Here is a 17,790-nt window from a genome sequence, read left to right on the forward strand (position 1 = left end):
TTCTCGATCTGCGTGCGGCTCGTCCCGGCCGGCGCAGACGTGTTGTGCATGGATGTCGTCAGATGCTGGTGACTCGGGCGCGGACTTCCTCCGTGTCCAGCCACTCCCGGATGGCGTCGGCGTCGCCGTCGAGGACCGGCGGCGGGCGGTGGCCGAAACGGGTGGTCTCCGTCTCGGTGCCCGAGTCGTCGACGGCGAAGGTGCGCAGGGCCGAGCCCGGCAGCGTGATCTTCCCCAGGTTCTGGTGCTCGATGTCGACGAGAAGGTGTTGCGAGCGGGTCTGCTCCCACTCGTAGACCTCGTCCAGGGTGCGGACCCGGCCGGCGGGGATGTCCACGTCGGCGAGCCGGCTCAGGAGGTCGTCCGGCTCGTGGTGAGCGAAGACGCCCTCGAGCAGCTCGGTGAGACTGTCCCGGTTGGCCATGCGGTCGGCGTTGGTGGCGTAGCGCTGTGGATCGTCTGCCGTGATGTGGAACGCGGCGCACAGGCGCTGCCACATGGCGTCGTTTCCGCAGGCGATCTGCACACTCCCCCCGGCACAACGGAACAGCCCGTACGGAGCGATGGTCGGATGGTGGTTGCCCTGTGCCCGGCCGACCTCGCCGGCCACGGTCCAGCGGGTTCCCTGGAACGCGTGAGCCGCGACGACGGACGCGAGCAGCGAGGTGCGGACGACCTGTCCCCGGCCGGTGCGGTCGCGTTCACGCAGCGCCGCGAGCACGCCGAACGCGCCGTTCATGCCGGCCAGCAGGTCGGCGATCGGCACGCCGACGCGCTGGGGGTGGTCGGCGTCCGGTCCGGTGAGCGACATCAGCCCCGCCTCGCCCTGGGCGATCTGGTCGTACCCGGCACGGCTCGCCTCCGGGCCGTCGTGGCCGAACCCGCTGATCGACAGCACGACCAGACGCGGATTCAGTTCCATCAGGCGGGCGGTCCCGAATCCGAGGCGCTGCAGGGCGCCCGGCTTGTAGTTCTCCAGCAGGACGTCTGCCCGCCGGATGAGCCGGGCCAGCACCTGCGCGTCCTCGACACGCTTCAGATCGAGCGTGATCGACTCTTTGTTCCGGTTGCACGCCAGGAAGTACGTCGCCTCCGGGGTGCCGTCGTCCGCGTGGACGAACGGCGGTCCCCAGGACCTCGTGTCGTCCCCCGTGGGGCTCTCGACCTTGATCACGCGGGCGCCGAGATCACCGAGCATCATGGCTGCCTGCGGCCCGGCCAGAGCCCGGGTCAGGTCGACGACGAGCAGTTCGCCGAGGGCCCCAGTCATGACCGGACCTCGGACGTGTTGAACGACGGACTCGTGGGGTTCGGCCGGATCACCAGCATGCTCGCGGCCAGGTTCGTGCGGTTCTCGACGCTGCGGCAGGTTCCGGCCGTGAGGCGTGCCGTGTCCATCGCATCCAGGACGTGAATTCCGCCGTCGGAGTCGGCCAGGGTGAGTGAGCCGGTCAGCACGAGGTAGAGCGTCTCCACCGGCACGGGTGACATGTCGGCGCGGCCACCGGGGAGGTAGTGCGACAAGGCCACCGTGACGGCTCCGTCGTACTGCTCACCACCGAAGAGGTGGACGGGTCCGACATTGTGATGGCCGGGAGGCTGGAAGCGTTCGGCCTGCGCGAGGCGAGTGATGTCTATCGGCACGATCGAGTACTCGATTCTGACTGGGCGTGCGGGTCCAGGCGCATGTGACAGCGCACGGGAGGAGTGGGTCGGGGCATTCGGCCGACCAGGGCCGATGTGCCTCTCGCGGATGGCGACGGCGGCGTAGCGCACGCCTCGGCGCCGGACTCGTGCGCAAGGTGCGACCTTCCAGCACCATAGCGGCACCGCAGCATAATCTGTCAACATTTTTGCGGCAGTGCATGTCATGATTGAGCTCAAATCACACCTTACCGCACCTGTTTCCGCTTAGATCGAGTCGCCCTGTTGACACTTTTTGGGTGGCTTCTTATTCTGAACGGCAACGTCCGACGACTTCGGTAAGGCCTCCATGACCGTCCTACCTGACGACGGGCTCTCGCTCGCCGGCGAGTTCCCGAACGCCTCACACGAGCAGTGGCAGGCTCTCGTGGAGAGCGTCCTGCGCAAGTCCGGCAAGGGAGCCTCCGGAAGCGCGGCGGAAGAAGCGCTGTCCACCCCGCTGGAGGACGGGCTCGTCACCCGGCCCCTCTACACAGGGAGCGACGCCGCCCCCGACGCCGGCCTTCCTGGGCTGGCGCCCTTCGTACGCGGGGGTCGGGCCCAGGGAAACACCGTCGGCGGCTGGGACGTACGGCAATGGCACGCGGCGCCCGACGGCGACGCGGTTCTCGCCGACTTGGAGAACGGCGTCACGTCACTCTGGCTGGCCGTCGGCGCCCACGGCATCCCACTGTCCTCGCTCGGCCGGGTCCTGGACGACGTCTATCTCGACCTCGCACCGATCGTTCTCGACGCCGGCAGCGAAGCCGCCCTCGCGGCGAGGGAACTTCTACGGCTGTACGAGGAGCGGGGCGTGGCCGACAAGGCCGCCCGCGGCAACCTGGGAGCGGACCCGCTGGGGCATGAGGCCCGGACGGGAGAAGTACTGCCTTTCGCGTCGCTGAGCCTTCTCGCACGGCAGTGCGCCGACCAGTACCCCGGCCTACGGGCTCTCACCGTGGACGCGCTGCCGTACCACGAGGCGGGCGGTTCGGCCGCCCAGGAGCTCGGTTGCGCGCTCGCGACCGGCGTCGCCTACGTGCGAGAGCTGACCGACGCAGGGCTGAGCTTCACACAGGCGTGCGCGCAACTGGAGTTCCGGTACGCGGCGACCGCCGACCAGTTCCTCACCATGGCCAAGTTGCGCGCAGCGCGGCGGCTGTGGGCCCGGGTGGCCGAAGTGTGCGGGGCGCCCTCAGCGGGGGCGCAGCTGCAGCACGTGGTGACTTCGCCGGTGATGATGACGCGCCGCGACCCTTGGGTGAACATGCTGCGCACCACAATCGCCACACTGGCCGCAGGAGCGGGCGGCGCCGACTCCGTGACGGTGCTCCCCTTCGACCATGCACTCGGTCTGCCAGATGCTTTCGCGCGACGCATCGCACGCAACACCTCCACCATCCTCATCGAGGAGTCGCACCTGTCCCGGGTGATCGACCCGGCGGGCGGCTCCTGGTACGTGGAACAGCTCACGGACGAACTGGCCCACGCGGGCTGGGAGTTCTTCCAGTGGCTTGAGCGCATCGGCGGGCAGGCGGCAGCCCTGCGCTCGGGACGGCTCGGGCAGGACCTCGCCGACACCTGGGAAGCCCGGACCAACAAGCTCGCCAAGCGGCGCGAGCCCATCACGGGCGTCAGCGAGTTTCCATTCCTGGCCGAGAAACCGGTCGTCCGCAAGCCTGCGCCCACGCCGCGCTCGGGCGGCCTGCCTCGGGTACGCCGGGACGAGGAGTTCGAAGCGCTGCGGGCCCGGTCCGACGCCCACCTGGCCGCCACCGGCGCCCGGCCCCGGATCTTCCTGGCCGCGCTCGGCCCGGCTGCGGCCCACACGGCGCGCCTCAGCTTCGCCTCGAACCTCTTCCAGGCGGGCGGCATCGAGCCGGTCACCGAGGGCTCCTTCGAGGAGAGCGGGGCACGCGAGGCGTGCCTGTGCTCCAGTGACGCCGTGTACGAGGAGCAGGCCAAGACCGTGGTCGCGGAGCTGAGGGCCGCCGGTGCCTCCTACGTGTTCCTCGCGGGCCCGCGTGACCACGCTGACATCGACTCCTACGTCTTCGCGGGCTGTGACACGGTCGCCGTGCTGTCCGCCACCCTCGACCGCATGGGAGTGTCCTGATGTCCATCCCTGACTTCTCCGGGATCGAGCTGGGGGTTCCGGCCGTCGGCGGCGGCGCCGACGAATGGCGTACAGCCGTCAAGCAGGCCACGGGCCGGGACGAGCCCCTCTGGGAGACACCGGAGGGCATTGCCGTCAAGCCGCTGTACACGGGCCAGGCCCTGGAGGACCTGGACTTCCTGGACACCCGCCCGGGCATCGCGCCGTATCTGCGCGGCCCTTATCCGACGATGTACGTCAATCAGCCCTGGACCATCCGCCAGTACGCCGGCTTCTCGACCGCCGAGGAGTCGAACGCCTTCTACCGCCGTAACCTGGCCGCCGGCCAGAAGGGCCTGTCCGTCGCCTTCGATCTGCCCACGCACCGCGGCTACGACAGCGACCACCCCCGGGTGACGGGTGACGTCGGCATGGCGGGCGTGGCGATCGACTCGATCTACGACATGCGGCAGCTCTTCGACGGCATTCCGCTGGACAGGATGACCGTGTCGATGACGATGAACGGCGCCGTGCTGCCGGTGCTCGCGCTGTACATCGTGGCGGCGGAGGAGCAGGGCGTACCGCCGGAGAAGCTTGCCGGGACCATTCAGAACGACATCCTCAAGGAGTTCATGGTCCGCAACACCTATATCTATCCGCCGAAGCCGTCGATGCGGATCATCTCCGACATCTTCGCCTTCACCTCCCAGCGCATGCCGCGCTACAACTCCATCTCGATCTCCGGCTATCACATCCAGGAAGCCGGAGCGACGGCCGACCTCGAACTGGCCTACACCCTCGCGGACGGAGTGGAGTACATCCGGGCCGGGCGGGAGGCCGGCCTGGACGTGGACGCCTTCGCGCCCCGGCTGTCCTTCTTCTGGGCGATCGGGATGAACTTCTTCATGGAGGTCGCCAAGCTGCGTGCGGCCCGTCTGCTGTGGGCGAAGCTGGTGAAGCAGTTCGACCCGAAGAACTCCAAGTCACTGTCGCTGAGGACGCATTCGCAGACATCGGGCTGGTCACTGACCGCTCAGGACGTGTTCAACAACGTCACGCGCACGTGCGTGGAGGCGATGGCCGCCACACAGGGGCACACCCAGTCCCTGCACACCAACGCTCTCGACGAGGCGCTCGCGCTCCCTACCGACTTCTCCGCCCGCATCGCCCGCAACACGCAGTTGCTCCTCCAGCAGGAGTCCGGGACGACGCGAGTGATCGACCCGTGGGGCGGCAGCGCCTACGTCGAACGTCTCACGTACGACCTCGCCCGCCGCGCCTGGCAGCACATACAAGAGGTGGAACGGGCGGGTGGCATGGCCCAGGCGATCGACGCGGGTATACCCAAGTTGCGGGTCGAGGAGGCGGCGGCCCGCACACAGGCCCGCATCGACTCGGGCCGGCAGCCGGTCATCGGCGTCAACAAATACCGCGTCGAGACCGACGAGCAGATCGACGTGCTCAAGGTCGACAACTCCTCGGTGCGCTCCCAGCAGATCGCCAAGCTGCGACGCCTGCGTGACGAGCGGGACGAGTCGGCCTGCCAGGACGCGCTGGCGGCGCTCACACGTGCCGCCGGGGGCGAGGGCAACCTGGTGGAGCTCGCGGTCGACGCGGCCCGGGCGAAGGCGACCGTCGGGGAGATCTCGGATGCCCTGGAGAAGGTGTACGGGCGGCACGCGAGCCAGATCCGTACGATCTCCGGTGTGTACCGCAACGAAGCAGGCGAGTCACCGTCCGTGGACCGCACCCGGGCCCTCGTGGACCGATTCGCCAAGGCCGAGGGCCGCCGTCCCCGCATCCTGGTCGCCAAGATGGGGCAGGACGGCCACGACCGCGGTCAGAAGGTGATCGCCACCGCCTTCGCCGACCTCGGCTTCGACGTGGATGTCGGCCCGCTGTTCCAGACTCCCGCCGAAGTGGCCCGCCAGGCCGTTGAGGCGGACGCGCACATCGTCGGCGTCTCCTCGCTGGCCGCCGGTCATCTCACCCTCGTACCGGCACTGCGCGAGCAGCTCGCCGAGGAGGGGCGCGAGGACATCATGATCGTGGTGGGTGGTGTGATCCCGCCCCAGGACGTTCCCACCCTGATGGAGATGGGCGCGGCGGCCGTGTTCCCGCCCGGAACGGTGATCCCGGACGCCGCCCACGACCTCGTGACCCGGCTCGGCGCCGATCTCGGACACGACGGTCTGTGAGGCTGCGACCGCGATGGTGATCGATCTGGACACGTACGTCGAGGGAGTGCTCGACAGCAAGCGTGCGGTAGTGGCGCGGGCCATCACGCTCGTCGAGTCCACACTGCCTCAACACCGTTCGCTGGCACAGCGGCTGCTGACCGAGTTGTTGCCGCACAGCGGAAAGGCGCGGCGCATCGGGGTCAGTGGAGTGCCGGGGGTGGGCAAGTCGACGTTCATCGACGCCTTCGGCACGATGCTCACCGAGCGGGGGCACCGGGTCGCCGTCCTGGCAGTCGACCCGTCCTCAAGCCGGACCGGGGGCTCGATCCTCGGGGACAAGACGCGGATGGAGCGGCTGGCCGTCGACCCGGCGGCATTCGTCCGCCCCTCCCCCACGGCCGGCACCCTCGGCGGTGTCGCGAAGGCCACCCGCGAGTCGATCCTCGTGATGGAGGCGGCAGGCTATGACGTCGTCCTCGTCGAGACCGTCGGCGTCGGTCAGTCCGAGACGGCCGTGGCGAACATGGTCGACTCCTTCCTGCTGCTCACACTGGCCCGCACCGGCGACCAGTTGCAGGGCATCAAGAAGGGGGTCCTGGAGCTCGCCGACGTCATCGCCGTCAACAAGGCGGACGGCCCGCACGAGCGTGACGCCCGCGCCGCAGCACGAGAACTGGCGGGTGCCCTACGGCTGATGCACGGCAAGGACGCCTTCTGGACGCCGCCGGTACTCAGTTGCAGTGCGCGGGAGTCGGCAGGCCTCGACACCGTCTGGGAGAGACTGGAGCGGCATCGCACCCTGCTGGAGTCCACCGGGCGACTGGCCGACCGCCGCCGGGACCAGCAGGTCGACTGGACCTGGACCATGGTCCGAGAGGAGCTGCTCGGCCGCCTGCACTCCTCTCCCGAGGTACAGTCCCGGGCGCCCGCGCTGGAACGCCGGGTCCGTGACGGTGAACTGACCGCCACCCTGGCCGCCGAGCACATCCTCGAAGCCTTCCATGAGGGCAGCGACAAACGGACCTGACGTCGGTCTCCACGACGGGCAGTAGGGACAGCCCCGGGCCCCGCACTCTGGGGCCGGCACCGGGGCGCATCTCGCGGTTCTGGGTCAGGAGAGCGCGAATCCGGGCGTCGTCGGGCACCACCCGGTGGACACTGGCAACCCCGACCGATTGTTCACATTTCCGAGCGGACACAGTCACCCCAGCGCGTTCTGCGACCTGGTGACCCTTATTGTCAGCGAGTGCCGACCGACGGCGTGGATGCAGCCGGAACACCGCCGGATCCTGGAGCCATGTCGGCACCCGACAGCTATGGTCGAGATCTCGGCAGTTCTGAAGCTGCAGTTCACAGCGGTCCGCATTCTTCACGTCGACCTGCACGACGCGGGCCGGATCACCGCACGACACCCCCGCGCGACCCGGTCTGCCGCCTCGCTCCCGGACACCGCCCTCTTGGAGAAGGTTCCCCATGGCCTCGGAGGCCTTTGATGAGCTGATAGCCGAGCGGGAGACAAAGTGTTGACACTTTGCGTCCAGGTTGTGATGATGGTGATCCGGCTACGGATCGTCGTCCGCCGGTCCGGTGTTCCTGGACAGCCACCGGGCGGCGGATCCGCGTCGACCCGTCATCCCCCGGCGACCTCGGATTCGAGGCACCTCATACCCCGCCCCGGCCGCACCTGTCCGAGGTGCCCTGCCTCGCGGCCGGGGCGGTCCCACCCGAGCCAAGTGATGCCTGGATGGCGCGGCGCTGTTCGCCAACCGTGCGGCGGTGCGCAACGAAGCCGAGAGCGGCTCCAGCATGAGGATGAGGTTCCGATGTCGCCGGCCACTGCGTGGTGAGCAGAGTGCCAGAGCCCTGATCGTCACTCCGGGAGTCACCGCACTGCCTTACAGACCGTGGGACGAATGGCACCGCGACGGCCTGGCCATCAAGACTTGCGCCTTGGTGTCAGCGCTGTTCGCACAGACACACGCGTCGGCCCGGAGCAGAGGGGGACGGTCCGGGCCAATGTCGTGCTCTCTGCACTTTCTGCTCCGGAGGCCAGGCCGACCAGGTCCGGGAGTGCGGCGCGGACATCGGCGCCGTCGAGGACGTGCCGGTCGAAGTGGGGGCGGACGGTGGCTGCGGCGGGCAGGGGGCGGGGGACGACAGAGTGGGTCGATGCCGCAGGCCCGGTCGACGGTGAGACGTCCGGCTTTTCCGCCGAGGAAGCAGGGCGCTCGAACGCCTTCCGAGACCTCTTTGTCCCGATCAAGGGAAAAGTGGCCGTGCTTCGTGCTGAAGGCCTTACGCACTCAGGCAAGGACCGCTAGCTTCGTTACTGCGGTCAGGTCGTAACCTCACGACAGCCGCACATCGGCGCGACGGCGCGCGCCAGTACTCCCAGCACATGCCACCTGACGGGCATGCCCCAACCCCTCACAGCTTCGGGAGACACCTGTGCGCTCAAAACGACCGTTACGAAGCAGAACCCCAGCTCTTGCCCCAGGCCAGTGGCGGTCCCGCGGGCCGTCGGTCAGCCGGTTCCACCATGTTTCCCGACCCCGGCAGAACCCACCATCGGTATCCGCGATCGCCTGTGGCCGACGGCGTCGGCGGACACTCTCGCGTCGTGCGAAGTCTGACGGACGGGAACTCCGGATCGGTGCCTCGCGCATGACGTGATCCGCCTCGGACGCCGGCCTCCTGGGCGAGTACGAGCCGAATCCCGTAGTGCGAGCGCCTCGCGCGGCGACGTGGGCAGGTTCGAGGCCCGGCCTACGGCCGTATCTCGCTGCCATGAGCTGCTACGGAGCGATGACGCGCCGGTCCCGTCCCGCGCCGGATCTCCGCGATGTGAGCATCGCCGGGGCAGCTCGCCCACCATCCCGTTCGGAATGCCCGGGCGACCCGGTCCCCACATGCCCGCTGAACCCCGTACTGCCCTCGTCCGCGGTGCGACGGGACTGGCGTCTGACGCGCCATCCGCGGCACCTCCCGCACCTTCCGCATCTCCCGCACCTCCGACCGGCATGCGCCGTGATGGACCGTCCGGCTACTCGCACGACAGCCCTACTGCATCTCTTCAGAGCCCCACCCCACCCCACCCGCAACTCCGCAGTCCGTCCCCTCTCAATGAAGGAGATGACGCCGCCTTGCACAGAAACCTGATCGGTACCCTGGCCCTGATCGCGGCAGCAGCACTGAGTGCCACGCCCCATGCCGCGGCAGCGCCCGAGAGACCGTCCCCGCCGTCGGCACCCGCCGCTCAGACGGCGCAGGCAGCCGCCGACCCCCACTACGAGGTCCTGGTCTTCTCCAAGACGGCCGGGTTCCGCCACTCGTCGATCGACGACGGGCTGGCGGCCCTGCGCGAACTGGGAACGGCCAACAACTTCACCGTCGACGCCACCGAGGACGCGGGAGCCTTCACGACCGCCGGACTGGCCCCCTACGAGGCGGTGGTCTTCCTCTCGACCACGGGTGACGTACTGAACGACGCCCAGCAAACGGCCTTCGAGCAGTACATCAACAACGGCGGCGGATACGTCGGCGTCCACGCGGCGGCAGACACCGAGTACGACTGGCCGTTCTACGAGGGTCTGGCAGGCGCCCTCTTCCAGTCCCATCCCGCCGTCCAGTCCGCCACCGTACGGGTCGAGGACCGGGCCCACGATGCCACCGCCCATCTCGACCGGACCTGGCAGCGCACCGACGAGTGGTACAACTACCGCACCAACCCGCGCGCCTCCGCACGCGTCCTGGCCTCGCTGGATGAGTCGAGCTACTCCGGCGGTTCCATGTCCGGCGACCATCCGATCGCCTGGTGCAAGGACTACGAAGGCGGCCGTGCCTTCTACACCGGTGGCGGCCACACCGACGAGTCCTACGGACAGGCCGACTTCCGCCGCCACCTGCTGGGCGGTGTCCGGTGGGCCGCCGGCATGACCGAGTCGGACTGCCGTCCGGAAACCGGCTACACCAGCCTTTTCGACGGCTCCGGCACCAGCGGCTGGAGCCAGGCGGGTCCCGGCGGATTCACGCTCGCCGACGACTCCCTGACGTCGTACGGCGGCCTCGGCATGATGTGGTACACCGCCAAGGAGTTCACCGGCGACTACTCCGTCAAGCTGGACTGGAAGATGGAGGACGACTCCAACTCCGGGGTCTTCCTCGGCTTCCCCGCCTCCGACGACCCCTGGTCCGCGGTCAACAACGGCTACGAGATTCAGATCGACGCCACCGACGCCCCGGACCGCACCACGGGCTCCGTCTACGGGTTCCAGGCGGCGGACATCGCCGCGCGGGACGCCGCGCTCAACCCGCCCGGAGAGTGGAACACCTACGAACTCCGCGTCACCGGCGAACGGCTGGAGATCTTCCTCAACGGCCGCAAGATCAACGACTTCACCAACACCGACCCCGCCCGAAGCCTCCGCCAGGGACACATCGGCATCCAGAACCACGGTGACGGCGACACGGTGTCGTTCCGCAACATCCGGGCCAAGGAACTGAACGCCGGGCCGTCCGCGGGTGAGGTGAAGGGCGTGAACGGCAAGTGCCTGGACGTCGACAACTCGCAGACCGCCGACGGTACGACCGTCCAGTTGTGGACGTGCAACGGCACGGCCGCGCAGAAGTGGACGGTGTCCGGGGACGGCACGGTGAAGGCACTGGGCAAGTGCCTGGACGTCTCCAGCGGTGGCAACGCGGACGGCACGCGCATCCAGCTCTGGACCTGCAACGGTTCCGGCGCGCAGTCCTGGCAGCCACAGGCCGACGGCACCGTGCGCAATCCGCAGTCCGGCAAGTGCCTCGACGCCTCCGGCGGAACCTGGAACGACGGGACCCCGGTCCACCTGTGGACCTGCCACACCGGTCCCAACCAGAAATGGACCCTGCCCTGACGTGTAGGCGGCCTTCGCCTGATCCCGTGCTCCGTCACAGAGTGGATCAGCGCGAAGGCCGTGGTCGTGAGTCTGGATCACTGCGCGGGCCGACGCGGTGTTCGAGTTGATCAGGCGTAGTGACGGTAGACGGCCTGGGCCACGCACGCGGGCTTGTCGCTGCCCTCGACCTCGACGGCGAACGTCAGCGGCATCTGGACGCCGTTGCCCTTGACCTCCTCCACCGTGCCCACGACGCCGTGCAGGCGGATCTTCGCGCCGACCGGGACGGGGCTGGGGAAGCGGACCTTGTCGAGGCCGTAGTTGACGCTCATGGAGATGCCGGCGATGTCGAGGAGTTCTCCGAAGAGCGGGATGATGAGGGAGAGGGTGAGGTAGCCGTGGGCTATGGGGCGGCCGAAGGGGCCGTCCTTGGCCTTCTCCGGGTCCGTGTGGATCCACTGGTGGTCGTCGGTGGCGTCGGCGAACGTGTTCACCCGCTCCTGGGTGATCTCCCTCCAGTCGGTGCGGCCGAGGTCGGCTCCGCTGAGGGACTTGAGGCCGTCGAGGCCGTTGGTGATGGTGGGCATGGAGGGTCCTTCCGTCGGTACAGGTAGCGGTGAGCCCGGCCGGTCAGAGGGTTTTCTCACGAGGTGCGGTGGCGGTCTGGTGGGCCGTCGGCGTAGGTGTCGCGCAGGGCCGATTTGATGATCTTCCCGGAGGCCGTGCGGGGCAGGGTGTCCGCGAGGACCACCGACTTGGGGATCTTGTACTTGGCGAGCCGGCCCTGCAGGTGGTCGAGAATGTCGTGCTCTTCGGCGCGGGCGCCGGACTTGAGGACGACGACGGCGCGGCCGACTTCGCCCCAGACCTGGTCGGGAACACCGATGACCGCGCATTCGGCGACGTCGGGGTGGGTGAAGAGCACGTCCTCGACCTCGGCCGGATAGACGTTCTCGCCACCCGAGACGAACATGTCCTTGACCCGGTCGACGATGTAGGCGTACCCGTCGGCGTCGGTCCGGGCGACGTCGCCGGTGCGCAGCCAGCCCTCGCCGGTGAAGGCGGCCTCGGTTTCATCAGGCAGGCCCCAGTAGCCGGTCATCACGTTGGGGCCGTGGACGAGGATCTCGCCACGCTGCCCGGGTTCGGCGTCGCGGCCGTCGGGCAGTACAACACGCGTGTCGGTGAAGAAGTGGGGCACCCCCGCGGAGCCGGCCTTGGCCGACGTCTGCTCCTTGTCCAGGAACAGAACACCGGGGGACGCCTCGGTCATGCCGTAGCCCTGGCTGAGCGCAAGGCCGCGGGCGAGGTACGTGGCGATGGTGCGGGCCGGCACAGGGGCGCCGCCGCAGTTGAGGGTGCGCAGGCTGGACAGGTCCGCCGTCGCCCACCGGGGCCGGGCGGCCATCGCGTCGTACATGGTGGGCACGCCGAACAAGTACGTCACGCGCCCGCTCTCGATGGTCTCCAGGACGCGTTCGGCGTCGAAGGCGCCGAACAGCACCACCCGGCCGCCCTTGAGGAGAGTGGGGAGGCACGTCATGTTGAGACCGGCGGTGTGGAACAGCGGCGCCACGACGAGGGTCACTTCGTCACCGCGGAGGTCGGTGTCGACAAGGACGTTGACGCTGTTCCAGACGATGTTGGCGTGGGAGAGCACCGCGCCCTTGGGGTGGCCCGTGGTCCCGGAGGTGTACATGATCATGCACGGGTCCTCCGGGGCCACGGGCTCGTCCAGGGGCTCGGTGCCGCCGCCCGCGAGGAACTCCTCGTAGCCGAGGGTGCCGTCGGAGGGGTCCTCGAGGGCGATGCGGTGGCGTACGCCGGCCTCGTCGGCGGCGGTGCGGGCGGCCTGGGCCTGTTCGGGGGCGTGGACGAGGACGGTGCTGCCCGAGTCGGAGAGGTTGTACGCCAGTTCCGGTGCGGCCAGCCGGGTGTTGAGCGGGACGAAGACCGCGCCGAGCACCCCGGCAGCGAACAGCGTTTCCAGGAAGGCCGGGTGGTTGGGACCCAGATACGCGATCCGGTCGCCCCGTCCGGTGCCCAGGGCTCGCAGACCGTGAGCGAGACGCAGGACGCGCTGGTGCAGATCGCGATAGGTCCAGGTGTCGTCCTCGTGGACGACGGCGACCCGGTCGGGTGTCTTGCGGGCCCGGCGCGCCGGCCAGGAGCCGATCCCTTGGTTCAACACGGCGACTCCTTCAGTTCTTGAGCAGTCCGAGCAGACGCGCGGCGTTGTCCTTGAGGATCTTCGGCCGGACCTCGGGCTTGATGTCGAGCTTGTCGAAGTCCGCGAGCCACCGGTCGGGAGTGATGACAGGGTAGTCGGAGCCGAAGAGGACCTTGTCCTTGAGCAGGGTGTTGGCGTATCGCACGAGCTGCGGCGGGAAGTACTTCGGGGACCAGCCGGACAGATCGATGTACACGTGCGGCTTGTGGGTGGCCACCGCGAGGGCCTCGTCCTGCCAGGGGAACGACGGGTGCGCCAGGATGATCCGCAGGTGCGGGAAGTCGACGGCGACGTCGTCGACGAGCATGGGGTTGGAGTACCTCAGCCGGATGCCGCCGCCTCCCGGGACGCCAGCACCGATACCGGTCTGGCCGGTGTGGAACAGGGCGGGCACGCCGAGTTCCTCGATGGCCTCGTAGAGCGGGTAGGCGAGCCGGTCGTCGGGGGAGAACGCCTGGATGCTGGGGTGGAACTTGAACCCGCGGACGCCGTACTCCTGCACCAGGCGCCGGGCCTCGCGCACGCCCGCGCGTCCCTTGTGCGGGTCGACGCTGGCAAAGGGGATCAGCACATCGGCGTGGGCCGCGCAGCTCTCCGCGATCTCCTCGTTGGAGATCCGCGGGTGTCCCGTGGCGTGTTCGGCGTCCACGGTGAACACCACCGCGGCCATGCGACGTTCGCGGTAGTGGTCCGCCATCTCCTCGATGGTCGGCTGCCGGTGCCTGTGGGCCTTGAAGTACGCCTCCGAGGCACCGAACAGCTCGGGGCTCAGCGCCCCGTGGCCGTCCTTGGAGACCTCCGCGTGCGTGTGCACGTCGATGGCGGTCAGCCGGTCGAGGTCGAGCGCGAGGCCGCCCATCTCATGCCTCCGGGGCCTTGGGTGCCGGGATGCCGAAGGTCTCGGGCTCTGAGCCGACGCCGGCCGGCCACTGGGCGGCGATCGCGTCGGCGCTCCAGCCGCCGTCGGCGAAGGCGAAGGCCTTCTCCTTGGGGTGCGCCCACAGGGCCAGCCGGTCGCCGCCGACGCCGATCGCCTGCCCGGTGACGTCCTTGGATTCGTCCGAGGCCAGGAAGGTGATCAGGCCGGCGACGTCCTCGACGGTGCCGAGGCCCTCGTCCTTGCGCAGCCAGTCCGGCAGCGGGTTGCCGGTGCGCTCGGACTCCTGGATGACCGGCCCGAACGCCGGAACGGTCTTGGTCATCTCGGTGGCGGCGACAGGGACGACGGCGTTGACGGTGATGCCGGCACGGCCCAGTTCCATGGCCCAGGTCCGGGCCATGGCGACGATGCCCGCCTTGGCGGCCGCGTAGTTGGTCTGACCGAAGTTCCCCCGCTGCCCGGCCGGCGAGGAGATCAGGACGAGCCGGCCGCCGGTGCCCTGCTCCCGCATGCGCACAGCGGCCGCCCGGGCACAGGTGAAGGTGCCGCGCAGGTGGACGTGAACGACGTCGTCGAAATCGTCGTCGGTCATCTTCCACAGCACGCGGTCGCGCAGGATGCCCGCGTTGGTGACGAGCACGTCCAGGCGCCCGAATTCCCGTACCGCCGTCTCGACCAACTGCTCGGCCGCCTCGCTGTCCCCGACCGCGGCCACGACGCCGGCCGCCTTTCCGCCCTCGGAGGTGATGGCGGCGACAGCGGCTTCCACAACGGCCTGGTCGACGTCGTTGACGACGACCGAGGCTCCCGCCGCGGCGAGGGCCTGGGCGTATCCCAGCCCGAGACCGCGCCCGCTGCCGGTGACCACGGCGACTTTCCCGTGCAGATCCATGAAGGGTGCCTCTCTTGAGCGGAGTGGGGGTTGCCGAGAACGCCGGCAAACGAGCCGGGATCGACAGGAATCCTGATGAAGGCAGTCTGGTCAAACAACAGGATTCCTGTCAATGACCTAGGGTGGGGCGTGCCGCCGCTCCGGCGGATCCAGTGGAGGAACGACATGGACCGACCCGCGCAGACCGTCACCGCAGGAGGACGAACGTGAGCCCCTCGCTGCTCTACCTGGTCAAGAGGACGGAACTGGCGGTGCGCGCCCGCCTTGAGGAGCTGCTCAAGCCCGTCGGCATCACGGCGTTGCAGTACACCGCCCTGACGGTGCTGGAGCGGCACGACGGCATCTCCGCCGCACAACTCGCCCGCGACTCGTTCGTCACCGCCCAGTCGATGGCGGACATGGTCCGGGCACTGGAGAGCCGCGGACTGATCCGCCGCGAGCCCAACCCCGCCAATCGCCGCGAGCGCCTGATCCTGCTCGCCGACGCGGGGCGCCGGCTACTGGCCGAGTACGCCGAGCCGGCCGCCGCTCTCGAGGAGCGCATGCTCGCCGGCCTCGACGCCGAGGAGATCGACCGGTTCCGGGACGCCTTGAATCACGCATGGCGGTCCCTTTCCTGAGCACGGATCGGCGGTTTCTACCTGAGCGCGTACATGCGGATGACGACGACGTCCTCGCCCTCCGGGCGGGCGAGGCCGACGAAGACCGTCTCCGCCAGCCAGCGGTGAGCGGGTGCGTCCGTACGGAAGACCGGTGACGTCCGGTAGTAGTGGCCGGCCTCCGTGACGTGCAGGTCTCCGTCGAACTGGTCCGGGCTGTCGGCCTTGGGCCGGTAGTAACCGCGGTTGACGATGTCGATCACGGCGCCGTCGTCCGCCTGGAGCAGGTAGCGCGCCTCCAGTTCACAGACCTCACCCCGGGTACTGCTCCAGTCGCCTCCGCCGGGGAGGACCTTTCCACGCAGGAGGGGGCCGTCGACGCTGCCTCCGACGATAGGGGTGAACTCGGCGACTTCCCCGTCGCCGTGGCCGATGTGCAGCGTCTCGGTCACCTTGGCGCGGATCTCGAACGCGAAGTCGAGAGCGGGAGTGAAGGACATGGTGATCTCCGGTTCTGTGGAGCGGATGCGAAGCTCGGGCCCGACGAGAAGGTCAAGCGGTGCTCTTGACTCGTCAGCTCATCAGATGCGAGCGTGACATGCAACAACGTTATATGACGTTCATGTACGACGGCTCGTCGGCATCCCTCCCCCCATCGCGAGCGTCCCCCTTCCTTCCTCACTCCTCTCGGCAAGGAGCTACAGACATGGCTGCGAAGAAAGCGGCGCTGACGGTGCTCACGAGCGTGGGTCTGCTGGCCGCCACGAGCTGCACCACCACGTCGAACGCAGGCGGCGCAACGCCCCGGCCCGGGGGTCTCACCACCACCACGACGCCGGGGACCTCCGAGGTGGACCGCGTGACCTGGGCGCTCCCCTACGGGGAGCCGACGACCCTGGATCCCGCGAAGATCGGCGACTACTCTCCCCAGACGGTCGAGGCGAACCTCTGCGACACGCTGACGCGGATGAACGCGGACTTCTCCCTGAGTCCCGGACTGGCCCAGAAGGTCACGTGGACCGACGATCGCACGCTGGTGCTCGATCTGCGCTCCGACGTCAAGTTCTGGGACGGCTCTCCCATGACGCCGCAGGACGTGATCCACAGCCTGGAGCGGCAGCGGGACCCGAAGACGCAGGCGCTGTACGGCAACTACCTGGCCGCCGTGACGTCGATCAAGGCCACAGGTCCGCACCAGGTGACGCTGCGCACCAAGACCTACGACCAGACCCTCCCCAAGGCACTGTCCACGTCGTTCGGTGCGGTGAACCAGAAGGCATACACGGAGAAGGCAGGACCCGCCTACGGCACCGCCAAGGGCGGCCTGATGTGTACCGGGCCGTTCAAGCTGGGCTCGTGGAAGTCCGGTGGCAGCATCGCCCTTGAACGCAACAACGCCTACTGGGACACCGAGCTGAAGCCGAAGGCCGACCAGGTCGTCTTCCGGTTCATCACCAACAGCAACACGCTGACCAGCGCGCTCCTGTCCGGTGAGGTGGACGGCACCTACGAGCTGCCGCCCAGCAGCGCCACCGCGCTCGCGAAGGCCGACAGCGGTGCGATCCACCTCGGTCCGTCCACCCAGAACGTGCTGCTCATCCCCGCGAACGCCGAGTCCCCCGCCGCCGACCGCCGGCTGCTGGACGCGCTGTCGCACGTCATCGACCGCGACGCGCTGATCAAGAACGTCTTCGGTGGCGACGCCACCACACTGAAGTCGCTCGTTCCGCCGCCCACCTGGCGCGGCGACAAGGCCGCGGCCCAGTTCGACGCTGCCTACAAGGCGCTGCCCGCCGTTCCGAAGCCGGACGTGGAGCGGGCGAGGAAGCTGGCCGACCAGGCCGCCCCGCTCTCTCGCCCGCTGGTGGCCGCCATCCCCGCCGGTGACCAGCGCGGGCTGCAGGCGCTGACGTTCATCCAGGCCGCCGCGAAGAAGATCGGCGTCGACATCGAGATCAAGCAGCTCCAGCCCACCGAGATGTCCTCCCTCTTCTACGACCCCGCGGTCCGTAAGGGCCTCGACCTCGTCCTGACCTTCGGCTACGTCACCATGCCGGACCCCGCTTCCTACGTGGCCGAGAGTGTCACGCCCCGTGGCATCTTCAACTGGACGAACTACAACAACCCCGATGTCACCCGGCTGCTGGAAAAGGCTCGCACCTCCTCCGACCCGGCAGCGTCGGCCAAGGCGTACACGGAGGCCCAGGCCCTATTCACCCCCTCCGCCCCGGTGGTCTACCTGGCCAGCACGCACGAACGAATGTTCATGAACAAGCGCGTGAGCGGCGCGCCCACCTCCTTCGCCTACATGGGCATGCCGTGGGCTGCCCACCTCGGCGGCACAGACAAGTGAC

14 protein-coding genes are annotated in these 17,790 nt (G+C 68.8%); 7 read left to right on the plus strand and 7 right to left on the minus strand.

The features are described from left to right. Window positions 1-58 precede the first annotated feature (58 nt). Complete coding sequence (locus tag ACFWR9_RS04600) at window positions 59-1,270, minus strand: CaiB/BaiF CoA transferase family protein (protein WP_383835421.1); 1,212 nt, start codon at window positions 1,268-1,270, stop codon at window positions 59-61. Beyond that, complete coding sequence (locus ACFWR9_RS04605; protein ID WP_383835424.1) at window positions 1,267-1,644, minus strand: cupin domain-containing protein; 378 nt, start codon at window positions 1,642-1,644, stop codon at window positions 1,267-1,269. Before ACFWR9_RS04605 ends, ACFWR9_RS04600 begins: the two co-directional genes overlap by 4 nt. Window positions 1,645-1,993: 349 nt before the next feature. Here ACFWR9_RS04605 and ACFWR9_RS04610 point away from each other — a divergent pair, with 349 nt between their 5' ends. The 5 genes from ACFWR9_RS04610 (at window position 1,994) to ACFWR9_RS04630 (ending at window position 10,853) form a co-directional block, all read left to right on the plus strand. After that, entirely contained in the window at window positions 1,994-3,799 is a 1,806-nt protein-coding gene (locus ACFWR9_RS04610) for a methylmalonyl-CoA mutase family protein (protein ID WP_383835426.1), read from the plus strand. After that, window positions 3,799-5,976 carry a methylmalonyl-CoA mutase gene (scpA, locus tag ACFWR9_RS04615; protein ID WP_383835429.1) on the plus strand — a complete coding sequence of 726 codons (2,178 nt, stop codon included), beginning with the start codon at window positions 3,799-3,801 and terminating at the stop codon, window positions 5,974-5,976. The genes ACFWR9_RS04610 and scpA overlap by 1 nt, the downstream gene beginning before the upstream one ends. A gap of 13 nt (window positions 5,977-5,989) precedes the next feature. Next, entirely contained in the window at window positions 5,990-6,985 is a 996-nt protein-coding gene (gene meaB / locus ACFWR9_RS04620) for a methylmalonyl Co-A mutase-associated GTPase MeaB (RefSeq protein ID WP_383835432.1), read from the plus strand. 124 nt (window positions 6,986-7,109) lie between these two features. Then, on the plus strand, window positions 7,110-7,451 hold the full coding sequence (locus ACFWR9_RS04625) for a DUF742 domain-containing protein (RefSeq protein ID WP_383835435.1): 342 nt from the start codon (window positions 7,110-7,112) through the stop codon (window positions 7,449-7,451). A gap of 1,650 nt (window positions 7,452-9,101) precedes the next feature. After that, window positions 9,102-10,853, plus strand: a complete 1,752-nt coding sequence (locus ACFWR9_RS04630; protein WP_383835438.1) for a ThuA domain-containing protein — start codon at window positions 9,102-9,104, stop codon at window positions 10,851-10,853. Window positions 10,854-10,963: 110 nt separating this feature from the next. On the opposite strand, the gene ACFWR9_RS04635 is transcribed toward ACFWR9_RS04630, so the two are convergent. From ACFWR9_RS04635 to ACFWR9_RS04650, 4 genes are read right to left on the minus strand one after another with little or no spacing between them, the layout of a single operon-like run. Next, window positions 10,964-11,422: a MaoC family dehydratase gene (locus ACFWR9_RS04635; protein WP_383835441.1), complete on the minus strand. Its 459-nt coding sequence runs from the start codon at window positions 11,420-11,422 to the stop codon at window positions 10,964-10,966. A gap of 56 nt (window positions 11,423-11,478) precedes the next feature. Beyond that, window positions 11,479-13,026 carry a long-chain fatty acid--CoA ligase gene (locus ACFWR9_RS04640; protein ID WP_383835444.1) on the minus strand — a complete coding sequence of 516 codons (1,548 nt, stop codon included), beginning with the start codon at window positions 13,024-13,026 and terminating at the stop codon, window positions 11,479-11,481. A gap of 10 nt (window positions 13,027-13,036) precedes the next feature. Beyond that, window positions 13,037-13,924, minus strand: a complete 888-nt coding sequence (locus tag ACFWR9_RS04645) for an amidohydrolase family protein (protein ID WP_383835447.1) — start codon at window positions 13,922-13,924, stop codon at window positions 13,037-13,039. A gap of 1 nt (window position 13,925) precedes the next feature. Further along, the gene (locus tag ACFWR9_RS04650) at window positions 13,926-14,837 is read right to left on the minus strand and encodes an SDR family oxidoreductase (RefSeq protein WP_383835450.1); all 912 of its coding nucleotides are present in this window, start codon (window positions 14,835-14,837) and stop codon (window positions 13,926-13,928) included. A gap of 206 nt (window positions 14,838-15,043) precedes the next feature. Here ACFWR9_RS04650 and ACFWR9_RS04655 point away from each other — a divergent pair, with 206 nt between their 5' ends. Continuing rightward, window positions 15,044-15,457, plus strand: coding sequence for a MarR family winged helix-turn-helix transcriptional regulator (locus ACFWR9_RS04655; protein ID WP_383835453.1), 414 nt, complete (start codon window positions 15,044-15,046; stop codon window positions 15,455-15,457). 17 nt (window positions 15,458-15,474) lie between these two features. On the opposite strand, the gene ACFWR9_RS04660 is transcribed toward ACFWR9_RS04655, so the two are convergent. After that, complete coding sequence (locus tag ACFWR9_RS04660; RefSeq protein ID WP_383835456.1) at window positions 15,475-15,936, minus strand: DUF3237 domain-containing protein; 462 nt, start codon at window positions 15,934-15,936, stop codon at window positions 15,475-15,477. A 206-nt stretch (window positions 15,937-16,142) separates the two neighbouring features. On the opposite strand from ACFWR9_RS04660, the gene ACFWR9_RS04665 reads away from it, so the two are divergent. Further along, window positions 16,143-17,789, plus strand: coding sequence for an ABC transporter substrate-binding protein (locus ACFWR9_RS04665; RefSeq protein WP_383835459.1), 1,647 nt, complete (start codon window positions 16,143-16,145; stop codon window positions 17,787-17,789). The last annotated feature ends 1 nt before the right edge of the window (window position 17,790 follow it).

The sequence above is a fragment of the Streptomyces sp. NPDC058534 genome (assembly GCF_042717365.1).
Classification (GTDB): domain Bacteria; phylum Actinomycetota; class Actinomycetes; order Streptomycetales; family Streptomycetaceae; genus Streptomyces.